Below are 18,090 nucleotides of genomic sequence, written 5' to 3' on the forward strand. Positions count from 1 at the left end.
CCTTTTAAATGCCTATAATGCAGAGTCATCCACGCTATTTAAATATTCTTCAATCGAGCCAATAACGGATTCCACACAACCTTCCTCGAATGGAGAGATCAAATTAGCTTCTGCTACTAATTTAGTGAAAGATGTCGACCCACCAAGCTGACAAAGATGTAAATAATCCTTCCATGCAGCTTCGTGATCCTCTCTTGAACGCTTCCAAAATTGGAATGCACAAATTTGAGCAAGTGTGTAGTCAATATAATAGAATGGGCTAGCAAAAATATGTGCTTGGCGTTGCCACAACCCACCTGCCTCATAATAACTATTACCATCGTAATCACTGTGAGGTAAATAAACTTCCTCGATTTTCTTCCAAGTAGCTTTACGTTCAGCGGGGGTCATCTCTGGATTTTCATATACAGCATGTTGGAATTCATCGACTGCCACACCGTAAGGTAGAAACAGCAGTCCACTACTTAAGTGAGCAAACTTATATTTGTCTGTTTGATCCTTAAAGAACAATTCCATCCAAGGCCATGTGAAGAATTCCATACTCATCGAGTGGATCTCACATGACTCATAGGTCGGCCATACATACTCAGGGATTCCAATGTTACGACTTGTATACACTTGGAAAGCGTGACCTGCTTCATGCGTTAATACATCAATATCTCCAGATGTTCCATTGAAGTTAGAGAAAATATAAGGAGATTCATAGTTATCGATAAACGTACAATAACCACCTGCTTCTTTTCCCTTTTTCGCAACTAAGTCCATCAATTCACGGTCAATCATAAATTGGAAGAACTCCGCTGTTTCAGGAGAGAGCTCCTCGTACATTTTCTTGCCGTTTTCAACAATCCACTCCGGAGAACCTTGTGGTGTTGCGTTCCCACTTAAGAAGTTAAAAGGCTCATCATAATACTTCAGACTGTCTACGCCTATGCGTTTTGCTTGTCGCTCATAAAGTCTAGTTGCAACAGGAACGATAAAATCACGGACCTGATCACGGAATTTTTTTACCATCTCTGCATTGTAATCGATACGGTTCATACGAATATAGCCGAGCTCTACAAAGTTCTTGTACCCGAGAGTTGTTGCTATTTCATGGCGTACTTTTACTAGTTGATCATAAAGGTCATCAAATTTCGCTTCATTTTTATGGAAAAATCCACTACTAGTCTCTTTTGCTTTTTTACGAGTATCACGATCGGTAGATTCAGCATATGGTCCCAGCTGTGCAAGTGTTAATGTTTCCCCGTTAAATTCTACTTGTGCGGAAGCAACTAGCTTCGAGTAGTCGGATGCAAGCTTATTTTCTTTTTGCATAAGAGAAATAATTTCCGGTGAGAATGCCTTAATCTGATAATCTGCCAAATCGAATAGTTGATTGCCCCATTTATCCTCCAGTTCATCTCGAAAAGGTGATTCAACCAACGCTTTGTAGTATTCAGTAATCATCTCTTCAATTTCAGGATTCGTTTCATCAAAATAATCACGCTCTTTTTGATAGAACTCATCATTAGTATCGATAGATGCACGAATATAAACTAAGTTTGCTTGTGTAGAATAATCATTGCGAAATGCATTGATATTCTCGATTGCCTCATTCTGTTCTGCTACAGAAGAAGCTTCTTTAAATTTTGTTAATAACTCTCTAAATGTAGATTTGTCTTGTTCTAAATTTGGACGTTTATATTCATAATCGTTAAATGTAACCAATGGAATTCCCCTCTCTATCGTTTCGCTTTACGAAACTCCTTATTCATATTGTTTATTATTTTCAGATAAATTGCAACCACATTTTTACATATTGATAATTTACAAACGTTATTATATAATGTTTGTAAATTAATAAACAAAGATTGGTTGTGTTTGTATATGGAAGTGTCAGAATTACTTTGGAGTGCCTCCTCAGAACAGTTAAAGTCAGGGTATGCTGAAGAAGACGAAATGTATATTTGTATTATGTGCGGTTTTAAAGTTGAAAAGGGATTCATTTATCCAAAGAATAATATGTTATATGAAGCAGAAAAATTCATGAAGCATCATATTGAAATGGAGCATGACTCTGTTTTTCAATATCTAATAGGGCTTAACAAAAAATTTACTGGCTTAACCGAACATCAAAATAGCCTATTACGCCTCTTTTATGAGGGTAGAAGTGATGCAGAAATACAAACAGAGTTAGGAATTGGAAGCTCTTCTACGATTCGAAATCATCGTTTCGTATTAAAGGAAAAGGAGCGACAAGCAAAAGTGTTTTTAGCGATGATGGAAATGTTAAAGGCAAAAGACAATCATGCACCGACATTTTTACCGCTTCATAAGACTGCAACGATGGTGGACGATCGGTATAACATCACGCAAGAAGAACAAAAAGATATCGAAAGTAAATTCTTCCCAGACGGAATAGATGGACCTCTTATGAAATTTCCGAGGAAAGAAAAGCAAAAACTAGCAACCTTAAGAGTTCTGATCCAAAGATTTGAAAAAGGAAAAACTTACACAGAGAAAGAAATAAATCATGTACTAAAGAATGCTTATGAGGATTTCGTAACATTAAGACGTTACTTAATAGAGTATGGATTTTTGGCCAGACAAGACGATGGTAGTGCGTATTGGGTGAAAAACTAAGTAGAAGGATGGAATATAAATGGATCGCAAAAAAGAATTAAAACAAGAATATAAAGAAATTAAAATCGAGGGCGGAATTTACGTCATCACAAACAAACGAAACGGTAAAAAGTATGTAGCTTCTACACCTAATTTTAAAACGTTGAATGGGGTTAAATTTACATTAGAAAACGGACTCCATTCAAATAAAAATCTGCAAAAGGACTGGACTCAGTTCGGCAAAGATAATTTTGACATAGAGCATATGGAGATTATTAAAAAAGAGGAAACTGAAAGTAGGGTAGGCAAAAAAGAATTAGAAAGGTTATTGGAGAAATGGTTAGAAAAACTACAACCTTTCGGTGAAGAAGGGTATCATAGCTAAAATGAATTTTATGGAATAGTAAAAAGATGGGTATCAAGAAAATAACACGATAATTACTTAATACCCATCTATTTGTAACAATCAATTCCCCAAAATATATGCCTTTAACAACGCGACACGTTCTCGCGTACGAACCTTGAATTCAACCACTTTGGGAGTTTTAGCAGCCACGACATCTGATTTCCATCCTAGTTTACTTGCTAGTACTTTGGATCGTTGTAAATGGTAGTCGCTTGTTATAAGGGTGACGGAGTCGATATTACTGGGTAGTAATTCTTGTGAGAACAGTAGATTTTCATATGTTGAGGTGGCTTTGTCTTCTAAGATGAGTCGATCTTCGGCTATGCCATTTTCCAATAGAAAATCTCTCATCACCACGGCCTCTTCGATATCTTCATCGGGACCTCGTCCACCTGAAAGTACTAATTTTACATGGGTATATTTTTGGGCATACGCAAGAGCAGCCTCCAATCGATACTGTAAAGCAAAAGAAGGGATATTCCCTTTTTTCACTTTGGCACCAAGCACAATAGCATATTGATTGGTGCCATCTGCCTTTGGATTTTGACCATTTTCAAGCCAATTACTCGTGAGAACCCATATCCCAATTCCACTAGAAATAATCACTACTAATGGGATAAGCACGATCCACCTCATTTTCTTCTTCATGATATTCACTCATTTCATACAGATGGTTTCTTCTTACTTAAGAAAGTGGAGATTCTCATCTCTTCCTTTCGCATTAAACGACGGAAATTCTCGAGATGTAGTACAACAGCCATCAAAAATAGGAATCCGGCAATAGCCATTGGCCCTACTCCTTCTGCAAACCAAATGGATGCACCGATAAAAACAAAGTAAAAAACAAACACACCAATTAATAAATAGTCCGTTAATAATGTAGTTCCGATTAATAATATAAGTCCGATTAAACCAAGCGGCCAGCTAAGAGCAAGTAGTACACCAATAAGGGATGCAGTGCCTTTACCACCTTTAAATTTAGTGTAAAGAGGGAAGTTATGTCCAAGTATTACAGCAGCACCTGCACTATATAGCAGGATGTCCTGTTCCACTATCGAAAAATGTGCGTACTGTGAAACCCAAAAACCCGTCCCAATTACGACTATAACTCCCTTTAAAATATCAATTATGGCAACTAAAATGCCATATTTTGCGCCAAGAACAATAGCTGCATTTGAGGCGCCAGAATTTTTTAAGCCCTCTTTTTTAATATTTACCCCACTCAGATACTGAGCTATTTTAGAACCGTGAATGGACCCAACAAGATAACTGATCACAAGGATACAAATCATCGGAATGAGCATTTTTTTCACCCCCATTAACTTCAATATATTAAACGAATGAAAAGATGAGAAGTTTCAGAATTTTAAAGTATATGTTTTTTAATTATTCAAAAAAGTATTGACAAATAGATTGGTAGAAATCTATACTGTGTAACAAGATGGAAAACTAAATCTAATACTCTTATCAAGAGTGGCGGAGGGAATAGGCCCTACGATGCCCGGCAACCAACAAGTTCTCAACTTGGAAAGGTGCTAAATCCTACAAATTCTAAATTGAATTTGGAAGATAAGAGGAGGAACATGCGAATTTGCACCCTCTTCTTAATTGAAGAGGGTTTTTTGTTTGTTCTAATCCTCCCTCGCCTCCATAAGCGTCCATCTAACTACATTTTAGGAGGAATTCAAATGACCAATCTACAAAAAGAAACACTACTTTTACACGGTGGCCAACAACCAGATCCAGTGACTGGATCACGAGCAGTACCCATTCATAAGACGACATCCTTTGTATTTAGAGATACAGAACATGCACAAAACCTATTTGCTCTTGCAGAAACAGGTAATATCTATTCACGTATTACGAATCCAACTGTGGATGTATTTGAACAACGAATTGCATTATTAGAGGGGGGAACGGCAGCAGTTGCATTTTCTTCAGGAATGGCAGCTATCGCATTTTCTATATTAAACATTGCAGGAGCAGGAGACGAAATTATTGCTGCTGAGAATTTATACGGTGGTACGTTTAATTTATTTGCTCATACATTGCCGCGATATGGTATAACGGTGAAATTTGTAGATTCTACAGATCCAGAAAATTTCCGAGCTGCTGTGACAGATAAAACGAAAGCATTTTTTGGAGAAATTATAGGAAACCCAAGCTTAAATGTATTAGATATAGAAAACGTAGCAGCCATTGCTAACGAAGTAGGAGTGCCTTTACTTGTAGATAGCACATTTGCTACTCCATATGGATCGAACCCTATTAAGTACGGTGCTCATGTCGTAATTCATTCAGCGACTAAGTGGATTGGTGGTCATGGTACTACGATTGGTGGAGTTGTAGTAGATGGAGGAAACTTCAATTGGGACTCCGAGAAATTTCCAGGATTCACACAACCGGATGTGACCTATCATGGTCTAAGATATGGAATAGACGTTCCAAACGTGGCATTTGCAGTGAAATTACGCGTTCAATTGCTTCGTGATTTTGGTCCAACTTTAAGTCCTGAAGCAGCATTTTCCTTTTTACAAGGACTAGAAACACTTCATTTACGCGTACCAAAGCATAATGAAAATGCACAAAAAATTGCGGAGTACTTAGAAAGTAACGAAGAAGTAACTTGGGTTAACTACTTAGGTTTAGAAAGTCATCCCTCCCATGAGCTTGCTAAAAAGTACTTACAGAATGGTTTTGGTTCCATCCTAACTTTTGGAGTGAAAGGTGGTAAAGAGGCAGGTCGTAATATTATCGATAATATTGAAATTTGGTCGCATGTAGCTAATGTCGGGGATGCTAAATCGCTAATAATCCACCCTGCATCTACAACACATCAGCAGTTAACTCCTGAAGACTTGGTGAAATCGGGCGTTACAGAAGACTTAATTCGCTTGTCTGTTGGACTAGAGGCGGTTGAGGATTTACAGTCTGCCCTTGATAAAGTACTTGTGGGAAAAACAAATGTCCTCTCTAGATAGAATTTTATTGATAATTGAGTAAAAATGGGCTACAATATGTAAAATAGTTCTTCGTATATGAATGCGATTAGATTTTACAAATTGAAGCAAATTGGAACTCAATTGTGCAAATTCAGTTGGAGGAGATAGCATGGCGACGATAAAAGCAGCAATCCTAGGTTTCGGAACAGTCGGGCAAGGGATTTACAACATTGTAAATGAAAAAAGAGAAGATCTGAAAAAGTCTTTAGGATTAGAACTAGAAATTAGTGCGATCCTCGTAAACAATGTTGGAAAAGAAAGAATGGCTACACCTGGTGTGTTAGTAACTGATAACTTTGAGGATATTATTAATATACCTGGACTCCAAGTGGTATTCGAGGCAATTGTAAATGAGGAACCGGCATATAACTACTTATGTAGAGCGATTGATAAAGGATGTCATGTAATAACAGCAAATAAAGTAATGTTCTCCAAATATAGTATTCCATTACATGAGCGTGCAAAGTCTCGTGGAGTATTTATAGGATATGAAGCAACAACAGCCGGCGGAGTTCCAGTTATTAAGACATTAAAAAATCTATTACAAGTTAACTCAGTGAAAAGAATCCAAGGGATCTTAAATGGTACGTCGAACTACATTTTGACACAAATGCGTCAGGATGAATGTCCATTTGATGACTCATTAAAAGAGGCGCAGGACCTTGGTTATGCAGAAGCAGATCCATTTAACGATGTGTCCGGGCAAGATGCTTTCCGAAAACTGATGATACTAAGCGCACTAGCGTTTAAAAAACAGCCCAATTGGAACGATGTTCGTGTAGTTGGTATTGATGAAATCTCATTAGAGGATGTCCGCAAAGCCAAAGAACAAGGACTACGTTATCGCCATGTAGCAGAAATAGAGCAAGACGAAAACGGTGAACTATACGCATCAGTTGGTCCACAACTAGTAGGGCCAGATCATCCATTATACTCAATAGAAGGTGTAAACAACGCAGTTGCACTAGATACAAACTATATTGGAACATTAACATTAGTCGGTCCAGGAGCAGGTATGTACCCAACAGCAAGTGTGATGGTAGAAGATTATGCAGAAATAATCGGAAAAAGAGCTGGATTCTTTATTACTATATAATTTTTAGTTTAGGGTACTAGTATATTTTATTTATTTACTTAATTGATTGAAGTGGAGGGCGGCGACTCCAGCGGGAAGCGTCCGCCTGAAGCGAAAATCAACGGTATTGTTTACAGGACCTATTAATAAAAAAGGACATTCTCCTCATTCGGAGAACGTCCTTTTCCTTTGTATTAATCTTCGTCTTTTACATCAATATCATCCGGAATCGGAGTATTTCGCCATTCATCGATTTGTCGCTTCAAATCCTCAATTTGCAGTAAGTGCGTTTCAAATTGAGCACTATTCACGTAATACTCTTCCCCATCAAAAATAGCACGAATTTTTTTCTCTGAAATATATCGTTTTACTTGATCAATAGGCATTGATAAATAATTCGCAGTTTCTTCTACTGTCATATACATGTAAAATGCCTCCTATCCTTATTAGTATAAGATACGATTGGCGGTAACTCAATATGTGCTATATTGGAAGTTAGAAAATGTGGAAAGGTAGGGAGAAAACTTGACCGTATTACCATACATATTTGTTCTACTTGGTGCTATTTTATGGGGGACAACAGGCACTGCACAAACATTTTTACCAGACAGTGCGCATCCTTTTATCATTAGTGCTGGACGATCAGCAACAGGTGGATTATTCCTGCTGATCATTATGGTTTTATTAAAAAAAATTAAATTCCGTTCATGGCCCTGGAAGCAAACACTATACGCCGCTGTATGTATCTCTTTGTTTCAGCTCTTATTCTTTTCTTCTGTGCGTTTAACAGGTGTAGCTGTAGCAAGTGTGGTTGCCATTGGAAGTGCACCAGTATTTTCAGGTTTAATAGAATGGATATTTTTAAAGATGCGCCCTACAAAAGTGTGGGGATTCTCGACTGGCTTAGCTATTATAGGTTGTATGTTATTATTTGTTACAAAAGGTGAAGTGAGTATAAATCCATTTGGGGTTCTGTATTCCTTAATCGCGGGTATTATCTTTGCATTGTATACAATGACAAGTAAATCTATGTTGCAAAAAGAAGAGGCAATGTCGGTCGTTGCAATGACTTTTTCACTAAGTGCTTTACTGTTGACGCCTTCTTATTTCCTATTTGACGTGAGTTGGTTGAATGATGCAGGAAACATAGGAATCATTTTTTACTTGGGAATAGCAACAACTAGTATTGCATATGTATTATACGGCTGGGGTCTTCGTAAAATACCCGCCTCCTCTGCGTTAACTTTGTCTCTGGCAGAACCGACGACAGCTGCTTTACTTGGGGTAGTTGTGGTAGGGGAAATTCTTAGTACAACCTCTTGGATGGGGATTGGTTTATTGCTTGGGAGTATCGCTATTTTAACACTAGGGAGTAAATCGGCTAGGGGACAATCTGAAGGCGTAGGTAAAGTGTCTGTTTAACTAAGACTGTAAATAAGGAGGGCTGTTTCGAGAAATCGGAACAGCCTTTAATTATTATTCTCGTTTAAAACCCTAACACTGCTCGAACATCTGTCATATAAGACTGACTTACCGGTAATTCGGTTCCGTCCTGTAACTGTATTAACAAATTAGAAGAAAAATCGCGGACGATTCGGTCGATAAATGAAATATTAACAATATAAGAGCGGTGAATACGTAAAAAGTTATCTGGTAACCGGAGTTGTAATTCCTTCAAAGGGATACTAGTTTTATAAGGCTCTTTATTGGCGTAGAACCATGTCTTTTTTTGAAGACTTTCAATATGAGACACTTTTTCAATAGAGATTGGTTTCCATTCGTCTTCCTGCTTCCCCGTTAAAAACTTATAAGGAGAAGTAATGGGAACTGCATGATGAGGGGGGAGTATAACAACCAATGCCGCTTTTTCCCCATTAATCTCAATTGGATAACCAATTCCGTAATAGGGAACTTGAAATAATGCATCTTCTAAAACAGCTTCTATTCTACATCCTCTCGTCAGTACTAGATTAGCTACACTATTAGGATGGATTTTCTGTCCTGCTTTTAGATGAAGATCATGCCCTCCTGCTTGGTAGTATATATACTGATCTCCAGCCGCTATAGCGATAGAGGCCTCTTTGGGCACCCATTCCTCCATTATTAAACTATACTGTTTTAGTTGCTCTATTTTAAAATCCACTAATACACCTCGTTTTCATAATATTCTGCGTTCATCTCGCTAATTCTTCGTTTATCCTAAAAAAACAATATTTCATCCAAATATCTATACAAAAAACATCTTTCTGTTATATATTAGATTACAAGAAAAGGAACTGTTATGATACAGTAAAAAAGTCGTATTTTTAAACAGTGTTCCTCCACAAAATATTAAGGGGTGTATGTACATGTCAAAAAGACAACAACAGGTAGAAGAGCTTCAACAACAATGGAAAGAAGAAAACCGTTGGAACGGTATTGAACGTCCATATTCTGCAGAAGATGTAGTGAAATTACGTGGCTCTGTCATTATTGAACAAACATTAGCTCGAAAAGGTTCAGAACGTTTATGGAAGTCGCTCCATCAAGAAGACTTCATCAATGCCCTTGGAGCTTTAACTGGTAATCAGGCAGTGCAACAGGTAAAAGCTGGACTTCAAGCAATTTACTTAAGTGGCTGGCAGGTAGCAGCAGATGCAAACCTTTCAGGTCAAATGTATCCAGATCAAAGCTTATACCCTGCAAACAGTGTGCCAGCAGTAGTTAAGCGTATTAACCAAGCGTTACAACGTGCAGATCAAATTGACCAAGCGGAAGGTAGAGAAGATGAGTTTGACTGGTTTGCACCTATTATTGCAGATGCAGAAGCTGGGTTTGGCGGACCATTAAATGTTTTCGAACTGATGAAAGGTATGATTGAAGCTGGAGCGGCGGGTGTCCATTTAGAAGATCAACTTGCTTCTGAAAAGAAATGTGGACATCTTGGTGGGAAGGTTCTTCTACCTACTCAAAATGCCATTCGTAATTTAGTATCAGCTCGACTAGCAGCAGATGTAATGGGGGTTCCAACTGTATTAATTGCACGTACGGATGCAGATGCGGCAGATATGGTAACGAGTGACATTGACCCACGTGACGCAGATTTCATAACTGGCGAAAGAACACCTGAAGGGTTCTTCAAAACAAAACCAGGAATTGACCAGGCAATCGCACGTGGTTTAGCATACGCGCCATACGCGGATCTTATATGGTGTGAAACTTCTCATCCTAGTTTAGAGGAAGCTAAACAATTCGCTGACGCTATACATGCAAAATTCCCAGGTAAATTGCTAGCGTACAATTGTTCACCTTCCTTCAACTGGGAAGCAAACTTGGATCAGGAAACAATTGCAAAATATCAAGTAGAGCTAGGGAAGATGGGTTACAAATTCCAATTCGTAACACTAGCGGGGTTCCATGCGTTGAACCACAGCATGTTTGAACTAGCGCATGATTATAAAACAAATGGTATGGCAGCATACTCTAAACTCCAACAAGCAGAATTTGCAAATGAAACAAAAGGATATACAGCTACGAAACATCAACGTGAAGTTGGGACCGGATACTTCGATGAGATCTCACAAATCGTGTCAGGTGGAACTTCCTCTACTACGGCGATGAAAGGCTCTACAGAAGTAGCACAGTTTGCTTAAACCAAACATGGGGATGGGAGGTTAATGATAAATGGAACAACTAACGACTAAAAGGATTGAAATTTTAGGGAAAGAGGTTGAAGGCATTGACGAAATTTTAACGCTAGAAGCATTAGATTTCGTAGCTTCCCTCCATCATCTCTTTGATAAAAGAAGAAAAGAATTGCTACAAGCACGTCAGTTTCGTCAAGAGAAATTAGATAACGGGGCAACATTGGACTTTTTATCGGAAACCAAAACAATTCGAGAAGGAGACTGGACAATAGCTCCCCTCCCAGAGGACTTACTGGATCGCCGCGTCGAAATAACTGGCCCGGTTAATCGTAAAATGGTCATCAATGCATTAAATTCAGGGGCAAAGACATTTATGGCTTGTTTTGAAGACGCGACTTCGCCCACTTGGGAAAATATGATTGATGGTCAGCTCAATATGCGTGATGCTGTTCGCAAAACAATCTCTTATACACAGCCTGAAACGGGTAAAGTATATAGCTTGAAAGAACAACCAGCGGTCCTCATTGTAAGACCTAGAGGATTCCATCTTTTGGAGAAAAATATACGGATAGATGGTGAGTCAATCTCTGGTAGCTTCTTCGACTTTGGACTTTATTTCTTCCACAATGCAAAGGAAGCGATTGCTCAGGGAACTGGTCCTTACTTTTACTTGCCGAAGTTAGAAAGTCATTTGGAAGCACGATTATGGAATGATATTTTCGTCTATGCACAGCAACAATTAGAAGTTCCTAACGGGACGATTAAGGCAACTGTTTTAATCGAAACAATCATGGCGGCATTCGAAATGGATGAAATTTTATATGAGCTTCGAGAGCATTCGGCAGGTCTAAACTGTGGACGTTGGGATTATATTTTTAGTTATATTAAACGACTTCGCAACCAGTCCCAGGTCATCTTGCCCGACAGAGGTCAAGTGACGATGACGTCACCATTTATGCGTGCTTATTCGCAGTTATGTATCCAAACCTGCCATCGACGAAATGCATCAGCCATTGGTGGAATGGCTGCACAAATTCCCATAAAAGGGGACGAAACAGCAAACGCAACAGCTTTCGCAAAAGTAAGCGAAGATAAACGGAGAGAAGCAACGGATGGACATGATGGAACATGGGTGGCACACCCAGGGTTAGTGCCTGTCGCTTGGGAGCAGTTCCAAGAACATATGCCTACGCCAAACCAAATTCATCGAAAACGAGAAGACGTCCAGGTAACAGCGGCTAATTTACTCGAAGTACCAAAGGGAACTATAACCGAAGAAGGCCTTCGTATGAACTGCAGTGTAGGGGTTCAATATATAGCATCTTGGCTACGTGGAAATGGAGCAGCTCCGATTAATAACTTAATGGAAGATGCTGCAACGGCAGAAATTTCTCGTACACAAGTATGGCAATGGATTAGACATCCAGAAGGAAAGATAGAGGATGGACGAAAAATTTCCATCACTTTAGTAGAACAAGTTTTAACAGAAGAATTAGGGAAACTGAAAGCAACTTTTGGAAATGACATATACGGAAACGGTCGCTACACAGAAGCGGCAGAGTTATTCCTATCATTAGTAAGAGAAGATGAATTTATCGAGTTCTTAACATTGCCAGGCTACGAAAAGATTAGCTAAAAAAACAATCCATTCAAGGAGGTGATTTGCATGAAATTAACTACTCAAGAAGTAAATACAAAGCATTGTCGTGAATGTGGATGTGTTATTAATGAGCAAGTAGAATCATCCCTTTACGAGTGTGAACGTTGCATCGGCATGAACGAGGAATAACTATATCGAAAAAACAGGAATGTCTATAAATAAGAACTTGTAAGTAAATTTAAATTATAGAATATAAACCTTCTAACTAATCTTTTATAGATATGTTAGGAGGTTTTTATTTTTTTAAAGCATTTGTGTCATAATAGTAGTTAATATTAGGTATTAGAGAATCTAGGGGGTGTTAAAATGGCAACTTCTGAAAAAGAGTTAAGGACCTGCAACAAAGGGCATAAGTATTATAAAAGTAGTGACTGTCCGACTTGTCCAATGTGTGAACAAGGAAGCAAACCTAATAGCGGTTTTCTATCGCTGCTCTCGGCACCAGCAAGAAGAGCGTTGATGAATAACGAAGTTACTTCCTTGCAGAGGCTCTCTGAATTCAGTGAGAAAGAAATTTTAAAGTTCCATGGTATAGGTCCCGCTTCTTTGCCCACACTTAAAGAAAGTTTAAGAAGAGAAGGTTTAACCTTCAAAAGTTAATAATGTATACAAAATGCACCGCAAAAATGCGATGCATTTTTATGTGGTTATTTAGATTGTTATTCTGCAGGATACGTGGTCTGAACAGTTTTTTGCCCATTTTCTTCTACATATTCAATGATTAAATGTGTGCCTTCTTCTACGTTTTCAAACTGAGGCATCGCCACCTCAGATAATTGCATTACTTCTGTTTCACCAGCTAGGTTTTTTACTTCAATAGAGTGTGGATCCACTAGTCCGGTAAATTTTATTTCCTGTGTTTGAACGACAAGTTTTCCCGGTGAAGTCAAAAACTCATACGCAACTTTTTCTTTTTGGTCATTTAACCCTTTGGCGGTGGACCAAACGGTCAATGTGTAAGGACCTGGGGGAATTCCCACAAGTTCTTCTTTCAGATTAAGTGGGATCGTCCATTCCTCATTAGGCTGAAGTTTCTTTTCTTGTATTTCTTGCATGAATAATTTATTTGCTGAATATGTGTAAATGATTTCCTTCTCATTATTTAATAGTTGGAATTCGATTTGTTGACCACTCGACATTTCCAAAACTGCTTCTTCTGAAGTATCATTCTTTAGCGTAAATGATCCTTCTCCATTTGTTGTTATATCAATTCGTGTGGATACAGTATCTTCTACGGCATCACTTCCAGTTGTATATTCACTTAGACTGGATCCACAACTAGCCAATATAAAGAGGGGGATTACAAGTAATAAAATCCAATTGATTGTTTTGTTCTTTCTCATGTTGTACACCTCCTGTTTACAAATTAGACCATCTTTTGGATAAAAAGTTTCATACGATGAGAACAAAATTTTCCACAAAAAAACTTCCCTGTGTTAATCACAGAGAAGTAGTTATTATGCTTTTACTGGGCTAAATTCATGAACCCATACAGTCATATGAGGTAACCAAGGCATACCAGGGTGATAAGACAAGATGGACTGTTTATAATCTTCCACTGATTCAAAGCCTTCTTGGTTTGCATGTTCATCCATCAAGTCACCAAGTGTTTGAATATATACACGGTCTACAACGAATGATTGTCCTTGAAGCTCCATAATCTCGCCTACATCTGCGTAGCGACCATTACGTCGTGTAGCAGTTTTTTTACCTTGTAATACTAAAGCAACATCAGATTCCATTGTCACTAATCGTTCAATGGAACATGTTTTTGGAGGTAAAGTTGTTGTTTCTTCGTGATTTGTCATTGATAGTCCACCTTAAAAAATATTTTCTACTTCTAACTAGTGTACATGTAAAATGTATTGCGGACTATGGTTAGATAAGCACTTTTTAGGTTGTTGGAGCAAATTGCACCGAGATCACTTTATGCTCAAGTTCAACTGGAGACTGTTTTCCCCTCATTTAAGAACATTTTCGTGTTATTAAACTATTTTCCAGCCCATTCATAGGCTATCTCTTGTTTCTTATCACTTAGTTCCTTTGCAGCTGACCAAGCGATAAGGGTGTATGAGCCAGCAGGAACTTCCGCCAATTCTGTTTTTAACTCAAGTTGGATAACGACTTCTTCGTTTGGTTGTATCACATTTTCGGACATCATAAGGACAAATACTTTGTCGGCAGAATAAGTAAATACAATATTTTTTTCATTGTCTAAAAGCTGATATTCTACTTCTTGGCCACTACCATACGTTAAAGTTGCTTCTTCATTTGTTTCATTTTTAATCGTAAAAGTAGCATTCCCATCTTCTTTAACTTCTAATTTAGTTGTAATAGTTTTTTCCTCCTTTGGTTTAGATTCATTTCCAGTAGTAGTATCTGTATTGTTCGTTCCGCAGCTTGCTAAGATTAATATGAGGGAAAAGGTACATAAACCAAAAATTATTCTTTTCAAATTAATCACTCCTCTACCTTATTAGACAGTTCTGCGGATGAAAAGTTACATATGAACTTCCTGACTTATTTTCTTAAGAATTTCTTCATATTTTCCCTACTGGAATGTTAAGGAATGAAGGGTACAATAAGTAACATAAGAGTGATGAGGGATACATAAATCATATCGTGCAGACCAAGGAGGTAAACGAATGACACAGTTCACAGTATTAGTAACCGACGATGACAAGGACATTCGAGATGGTATCGAAATTTATTTGAAAAATGAAGGCTACCACGTTTTAAAAGCTGCAGATGGATTAGAAGCATTGCAGTTAATAGAAGAAAACGAGGTTCATGTCATTGTATTAGATATTATGATGCCTAAAATGGATGGAATTTCAGCGACTTTTAAAATTAGAGAACAAAAAAATATTCCTATTATTATGCTAAGTGCAAAAGCTGAGGACTCAGACAAAATTCATGGGTTATCGGTTGGAGCAGATGACTATGTAACGAAACCTTTTCATCCGATGGAATTGGTAGCACGTGTAAAGTCTCAGCTTAGAAGATATACCAAGTTAGGAAATTATCAGGGGCAGCAGCAAGTTATTGAACTAGATGGACTAACACTAAACAAAGAAGCGAAGGACCTCTCAGTAGAAGGAGAGTCCGTTAAACTAACACCAATTGAATTTAAGATTACAGAGCTACTAATGGTTAATGCAGGACGTGTTTTTTCGATCAATGAAATATATGAACGCGTTTGGAATGAACCAGCATATAACGCTGAAAATATAGTAGCTGTTCATATCCGGAAAATTCGAGAAAAGATAGAAGCAGATCCTAAAAATCCTAGATATTTAAAGGTGGTGTGGGGCGTTGGCTATAAGATCGACAAGTAAAATGAGTTTACTTTTATCTGTAGTGGCAATTGTCTGCGGGATACTTTGTTTGTTTTATTGTATAACCAACCTTGTGCCTATAGTAGAAATTAGAGAAAGCTTTGTAGAAATTATTCAAAACATGAAAGGGGGAATAGTGGGGTGAAGAAACCAATTATAAAGGATATAATACTTTCTTTGTTAGCGGTGATAATGGTTTTAGCATTTTTTACTTTAACTAGAGAAAGTGGTAATTATATAGGGAAAAACTATTTTGATAGTGATGGGTTTAAAATAGAAGTGAGCAATTTTGAGTCGTCCATTGTTTCGCTTATTTTAGCTGTTCCAGAAAAAGAAGAAATGAAGAAGAATATTACTGTAACAGCGGAGGAAATAGATGAACATCGCTATCAGTTTGGTAGTTTGCAAGAGCAACTTGACTCTATCACCGCTCAATATGAAGCAAGAACAGACGAAGCATCAATTGCAGAGCGAAACAAAAAAATGGAAGACATTACAAAAAACTTTGAGAATAATGAATATGTAGCTGATAAAGTGAGAATGGAAAAGGAAAAGCTAGTGGATGAGTACTTTCAAGCTTTAGAGGCAAGTAAAAATGAATTCCTAAATTATAATGACGAATTTATATATAGTTTAAAAAATACAGAGACGGGTGAAAAATTTAATAACGGCGATTTAGATACAAAGCTTGCTTATAAAAAAGAGTATTCAAGTAAGTCGACGTATTTAAAGGGCAATGTGATAAATGAAAATACAGAAAACTCCTCGTATCTGCAAAATTTAGTTGGCTATAGTTTTCCAAAATTCGAAGGAACTATTGCTATACCAGAGGCTAGTATTATAAATGGGGATCGGGCGGATAACTATCAGTATTTTAAAAAAGAAGAAAGATTCTTTTATGGGATCCTCATTCTAGGTGTCCTAGCCACTATTGCATTTATTGTATTATGGAAGAAAGACAAGGTTCATTTTCAGCATGAAGAGGGAAAACGTAAATATCATAGACTGCCAATAGATGTTCAGTGGGTATTATTTTTTGCCAGCATATTTATTGTATTTATTGCTACGAATGAATTGAGAATGAGTATTTTACATTATGGTGGATTCGATATTCCAATCTTTACATTACTCCTTGCAGTGTTCTTAACAGCTTTAGCGTTCTATCAATGGCAGTGGATTAAAGGAAGTTTTGAAGATATAGATTGGAGTAAAAGCCTCTTATACAGTTGGTTTAAATCTTTAGAAGGATTATTCTTAAAACGCACTATTGGGATGCAAACGTTGATCATGCTCACGGTTATATTCCTCTGGGGATTTGGAACAATGATGGTTTTCTGGCAACCTGCAGTATTACTACTTTGGATACCAGCAACTATATTTATAGGTATTCCAATACTGGTGTTCTTATTGGCTAGAATGTCATACTTGAACCGAATTATTATGAAGACGGAAGAAATGGCAAGAGGCGTAATTGGCAATGAGATTGAAGTAAGAGGGAAGTCACCGATTGCTGAGCACGCCGCTAACTTAAATGGACTTCGTAGCCGTATAAAATCATCCCATTCGGAGCAAGCAAAAAGTGAACGCTTGAAAACGGAGCTTATTACAAATGTTAGCCATGATCTTCGTACACCGCTAACATCTATCATTACGTATACCGATTTGTTAAAAAATCCAAGCATTACAGATGAAGAGCGAGCATCCTATATTGCAATATTGGATAAAAAGTCGATGCGTTTGAAAACACTAATTGAAGATTTGTTTGAAGTATCTAAAATGACAACCGGCAATATCGAATTAGATAAACGAAAAGTAGACTTAACGCAGCTCTTGCAGCAAGCAATAGCTGAACATCAGGAAGACATTGATAAGTCGGGTCTAGATTATCGTGTAGTCATTGGCACAAAACCAATCATGTCCTATGTCGATGGACAAAAGTGGTGGAGAGTCCTGGATAACCTCATTATTAATACACTGAAGTATGCCCTACCTAATACTCGTGTATATATCAATTTGGACCAAATGGACGGAGAAGCCGTGTTCGTCATCAAAAATATAGCGAAGTATGAGCTAGGCAATGATGTGAATGAATTAACCGAGCGATTCAAACGAGCAGACACATCTCGTCATACAGAAGGTTCCGGACTTGGCCTTGCAATCGCACAATCCATCGTGGATTTACATGGAGGCAGCTTGCAAATGGAAGTAGACGGAGATCTGTTCAAAGTAACGGTGAAAATTGCAGTAATAGTATAAAAAAAAAGAGAAATCCCAGTGGGGTTTCTCTTTTTTTATGCTTCGGAAATGGTCTTAGTTGTAATTTTGAGCTGTTTAGTTGGAATAATGGAGAGGTTAGTTGGAATTTTGAATGATTTAGTT

At 37.7% G+C, this 18,090-nt stretch carries 19 protein-coding genes and 1 riboswitch; of the genes, 11 read left to right on the forward strand and 8 right to left on the reverse strand.

All coding sequences use genetic code 11. The annotated features are described in order from the left end of the window. Positions 1-12: 12 nt before the first annotated feature. The gene (locus MHI40_RS00945; RefSeq protein WP_093536558.1) at positions 13-1,710 is read right to left on the reverse strand and encodes a M3 family oligoendopeptidase; all 1,698 of its coding nucleotides are present in this window, start codon (positions 1,708-1,710) and stop codon (positions 13-15) included. Between the two features lie 159 nt (positions 1,711-1,869). Between MHI40_RS00945 and MHI40_RS00950 the strand changes: the two genes are divergently transcribed. Together MHI40_RS00950 and MHI40_RS00955 are read left to right on the forward strand one after the other, a co-directional pair. Further along, a complete protein-coding gene (locus MHI40_RS00950; RefSeq protein ID WP_340761150.1) occupies positions 1,870-2,625 on the forward strand; it encodes a DUF2087 domain-containing protein in 756 nt (251 codons plus the stop codon). A 19-nt stretch (positions 2,626-2,644) separates the two neighbouring features. Continuing rightward, complete coding sequence (locus MHI40_RS00955) at positions 2,645-2,989, forward strand: GIY-YIG nuclease family protein (protein WP_340761151.1); 345 nt, start codon at positions 2,645-2,647, stop codon at positions 2,987-2,989. Between the two features lie 81 nt (positions 2,990-3,070). Here the strand turns inward: MHI40_RS00955 and MHI40_RS00960 are convergent, their stop codons facing one another. Next, complete coding sequence (locus tag MHI40_RS00960) at positions 3,071-3,658, reverse strand: YdcF family protein (protein WP_340761152.1); 588 nt, start codon at positions 3,656-3,658, stop codon at positions 3,071-3,073. A 14-nt stretch (positions 3,659-3,672) separates the two neighbouring features. After that, on the reverse strand, positions 3,673-4,314 hold the full coding sequence (locus MHI40_RS00965; RefSeq protein WP_340761153.1) for a glycerol-3-phosphate acyltransferase: 642 nt from the start codon (positions 4,312-4,314) through the stop codon (positions 3,673-3,675). 157 nt (positions 4,315-4,471) lie between these two features. Further along, positions 4,472-4,586: riboswitch (SAM riboswitch) on the forward strand. A 112-nt stretch (positions 4,587-4,698) separates the two neighbouring features. Between MHI40_RS00965 and MHI40_RS00970 the strand changes: the two genes are divergently transcribed. Further along, positions 4,699-5,991 carry an O-acetylhomoserine aminocarboxypropyltransferase/cysteine synthase family protein gene (locus MHI40_RS00970; protein ID WP_340761154.1) on the forward strand — a complete coding sequence of 431 codons (1,293 nt, stop codon included), beginning with the start codon at positions 4,699-4,701 and terminating at the stop codon, positions 5,989-5,991. Between the two features lie 130 nt (positions 5,992-6,121). After that, entirely contained in the window at positions 6,122-7,108 is a 987-nt protein-coding gene (locus tag MHI40_RS00975) for a homoserine dehydrogenase (RefSeq protein ID WP_093536548.1), read from the forward strand. A 173-nt stretch (positions 7,109-7,281) separates the two neighbouring features. On the opposite strand, the gene MHI40_RS00980 is transcribed toward MHI40_RS00975, so the two are convergent. After that, positions 7,282-7,512 (reverse strand): excisionase family DNA-binding protein, encoded by a 231-nt coding sequence (locus MHI40_RS00980; RefSeq protein WP_093536546.1) that lies wholly within the window; start codon positions 7,510-7,512, stop codon positions 7,282-7,284. Between the two features lie 100 nt (positions 7,513-7,612). On the opposite strand from MHI40_RS00980, the gene MHI40_RS00985 reads away from it, so the two are divergent. Further along, positions 7,613-8,509: a DMT family transporter gene (locus MHI40_RS00985; RefSeq protein WP_340761155.1), complete on the forward strand. Its 897-nt coding sequence runs from the start codon at positions 7,613-7,615 to the stop codon at positions 8,507-8,509. A gap of 64 nt (positions 8,510-8,573) precedes the next feature. On the opposite strand, the gene MHI40_RS00990 is transcribed toward MHI40_RS00985, so the two are convergent. Then, on the reverse strand, positions 8,574-9,230 hold the full coding sequence (locus tag MHI40_RS00990) for a LytTR family DNA-binding domain-containing protein (protein WP_340761156.1): 657 nt from the start codon (positions 9,228-9,230) through the stop codon (positions 8,574-8,576). A gap of 205 nt (positions 9,231-9,435) precedes the next feature. Here MHI40_RS00990 and aceA point away from each other — a divergent pair, with 205 nt between their 5' ends. From aceA to MHI40_RS01010, 4 genes are all read left to right on the forward strand, one after another. After that, the gene (gene aceA / locus MHI40_RS00995; RefSeq protein WP_340761157.1) at positions 9,436-10,719 is read left to right on the forward strand and encodes an isocitrate lyase; all 1,284 of its coding nucleotides are present in this window, start codon (positions 9,436-9,438) and stop codon (positions 10,717-10,719) included. A 31-nt stretch (positions 10,720-10,750) separates the two neighbouring features. Next, entirely contained in the window at positions 10,751-12,349 is a 1,599-nt protein-coding gene (gene aceB, locus MHI40_RS01000; protein ID WP_340761158.1) for a malate synthase A, read from the forward strand. 30 nt (positions 12,350-12,379) lie between these two features. Beyond that, the gene (locus tag MHI40_RS01005) at positions 12,380-12,502 is read left to right on the forward strand and encodes a protein YhfH (protein ID WP_139219905.1); all 123 of its coding nucleotides are present in this window, start codon (positions 12,380-12,382) and stop codon (positions 12,500-12,502) included. 177 nt (positions 12,503-12,679) lie between these two features. Continuing rightward, positions 12,680-12,973, forward strand: a complete 294-nt coding sequence (locus MHI40_RS01010; protein WP_093536538.1) for an RNA polymerase alpha subunit C-terminal domain-containing protein — start codon at positions 12,680-12,682, stop codon at positions 12,971-12,973. Positions 12,974-13,032: 59 nt separating this feature from the next. On the opposite strand, the gene MHI40_RS01015 is transcribed toward MHI40_RS01010, so the two are convergent. From MHI40_RS01015 to MHI40_RS01025, 3 genes are all read right to left on the reverse strand, one after another. Further along, complete coding sequence (locus tag MHI40_RS01015) at positions 13,033-13,716, reverse strand: BsuPI-related putative proteinase inhibitor (protein WP_340761159.1); 684 nt, start codon at positions 13,714-13,716, stop codon at positions 13,033-13,035. A gap of 114 nt (positions 13,717-13,830) precedes the next feature. Continuing rightward, positions 13,831-14,181, reverse strand: coding sequence for an ASCH domain-containing protein (locus MHI40_RS01020; RefSeq protein WP_093536534.1), 351 nt, complete (start codon positions 14,179-14,181; stop codon positions 13,831-13,833). A 182-nt stretch (positions 14,182-14,363) separates the two neighbouring features. Then, a complete protein-coding gene (locus tag MHI40_RS01025) occupies positions 14,364-14,828 on the reverse strand; it encodes a BsuPI-related putative proteinase inhibitor (RefSeq protein ID WP_340761160.1) in 465 nt (154 codons plus the stop codon). Between the two features lie 190 nt (positions 14,829-15,018). On the opposite strand from MHI40_RS01025, the gene MHI40_RS01030 reads away from it, so the two are divergent. Beyond that, the gene (locus MHI40_RS01030; RefSeq protein ID WP_093536530.1) at positions 15,019-15,711 is read left to right on the forward strand and encodes a response regulator transcription factor; all 693 of its coding nucleotides are present in this window, start codon (positions 15,019-15,021) and stop codon (positions 15,709-15,711) included. Positions 15,712-15,852: 141 nt separating this feature from the next. Next, entirely contained in the window at positions 15,853-17,967 is a 2,115-nt protein-coding gene (locus MHI40_RS01035) for a sensor histidine kinase (RefSeq protein WP_340761161.1), read from the forward strand. The last annotated feature ends 123 nt before the right edge of the window (positions 17,968-18,090 follow it).

Source organism: Psychrobacillus sp. FSL H8-0510 (genome assembly GCF_038008345.1).
GTDB lineage: Bacteria > Bacillota > Bacilli > Bacillales_A > Planococcaceae > Psychrobacillus > Psychrobacillus psychrotolerans.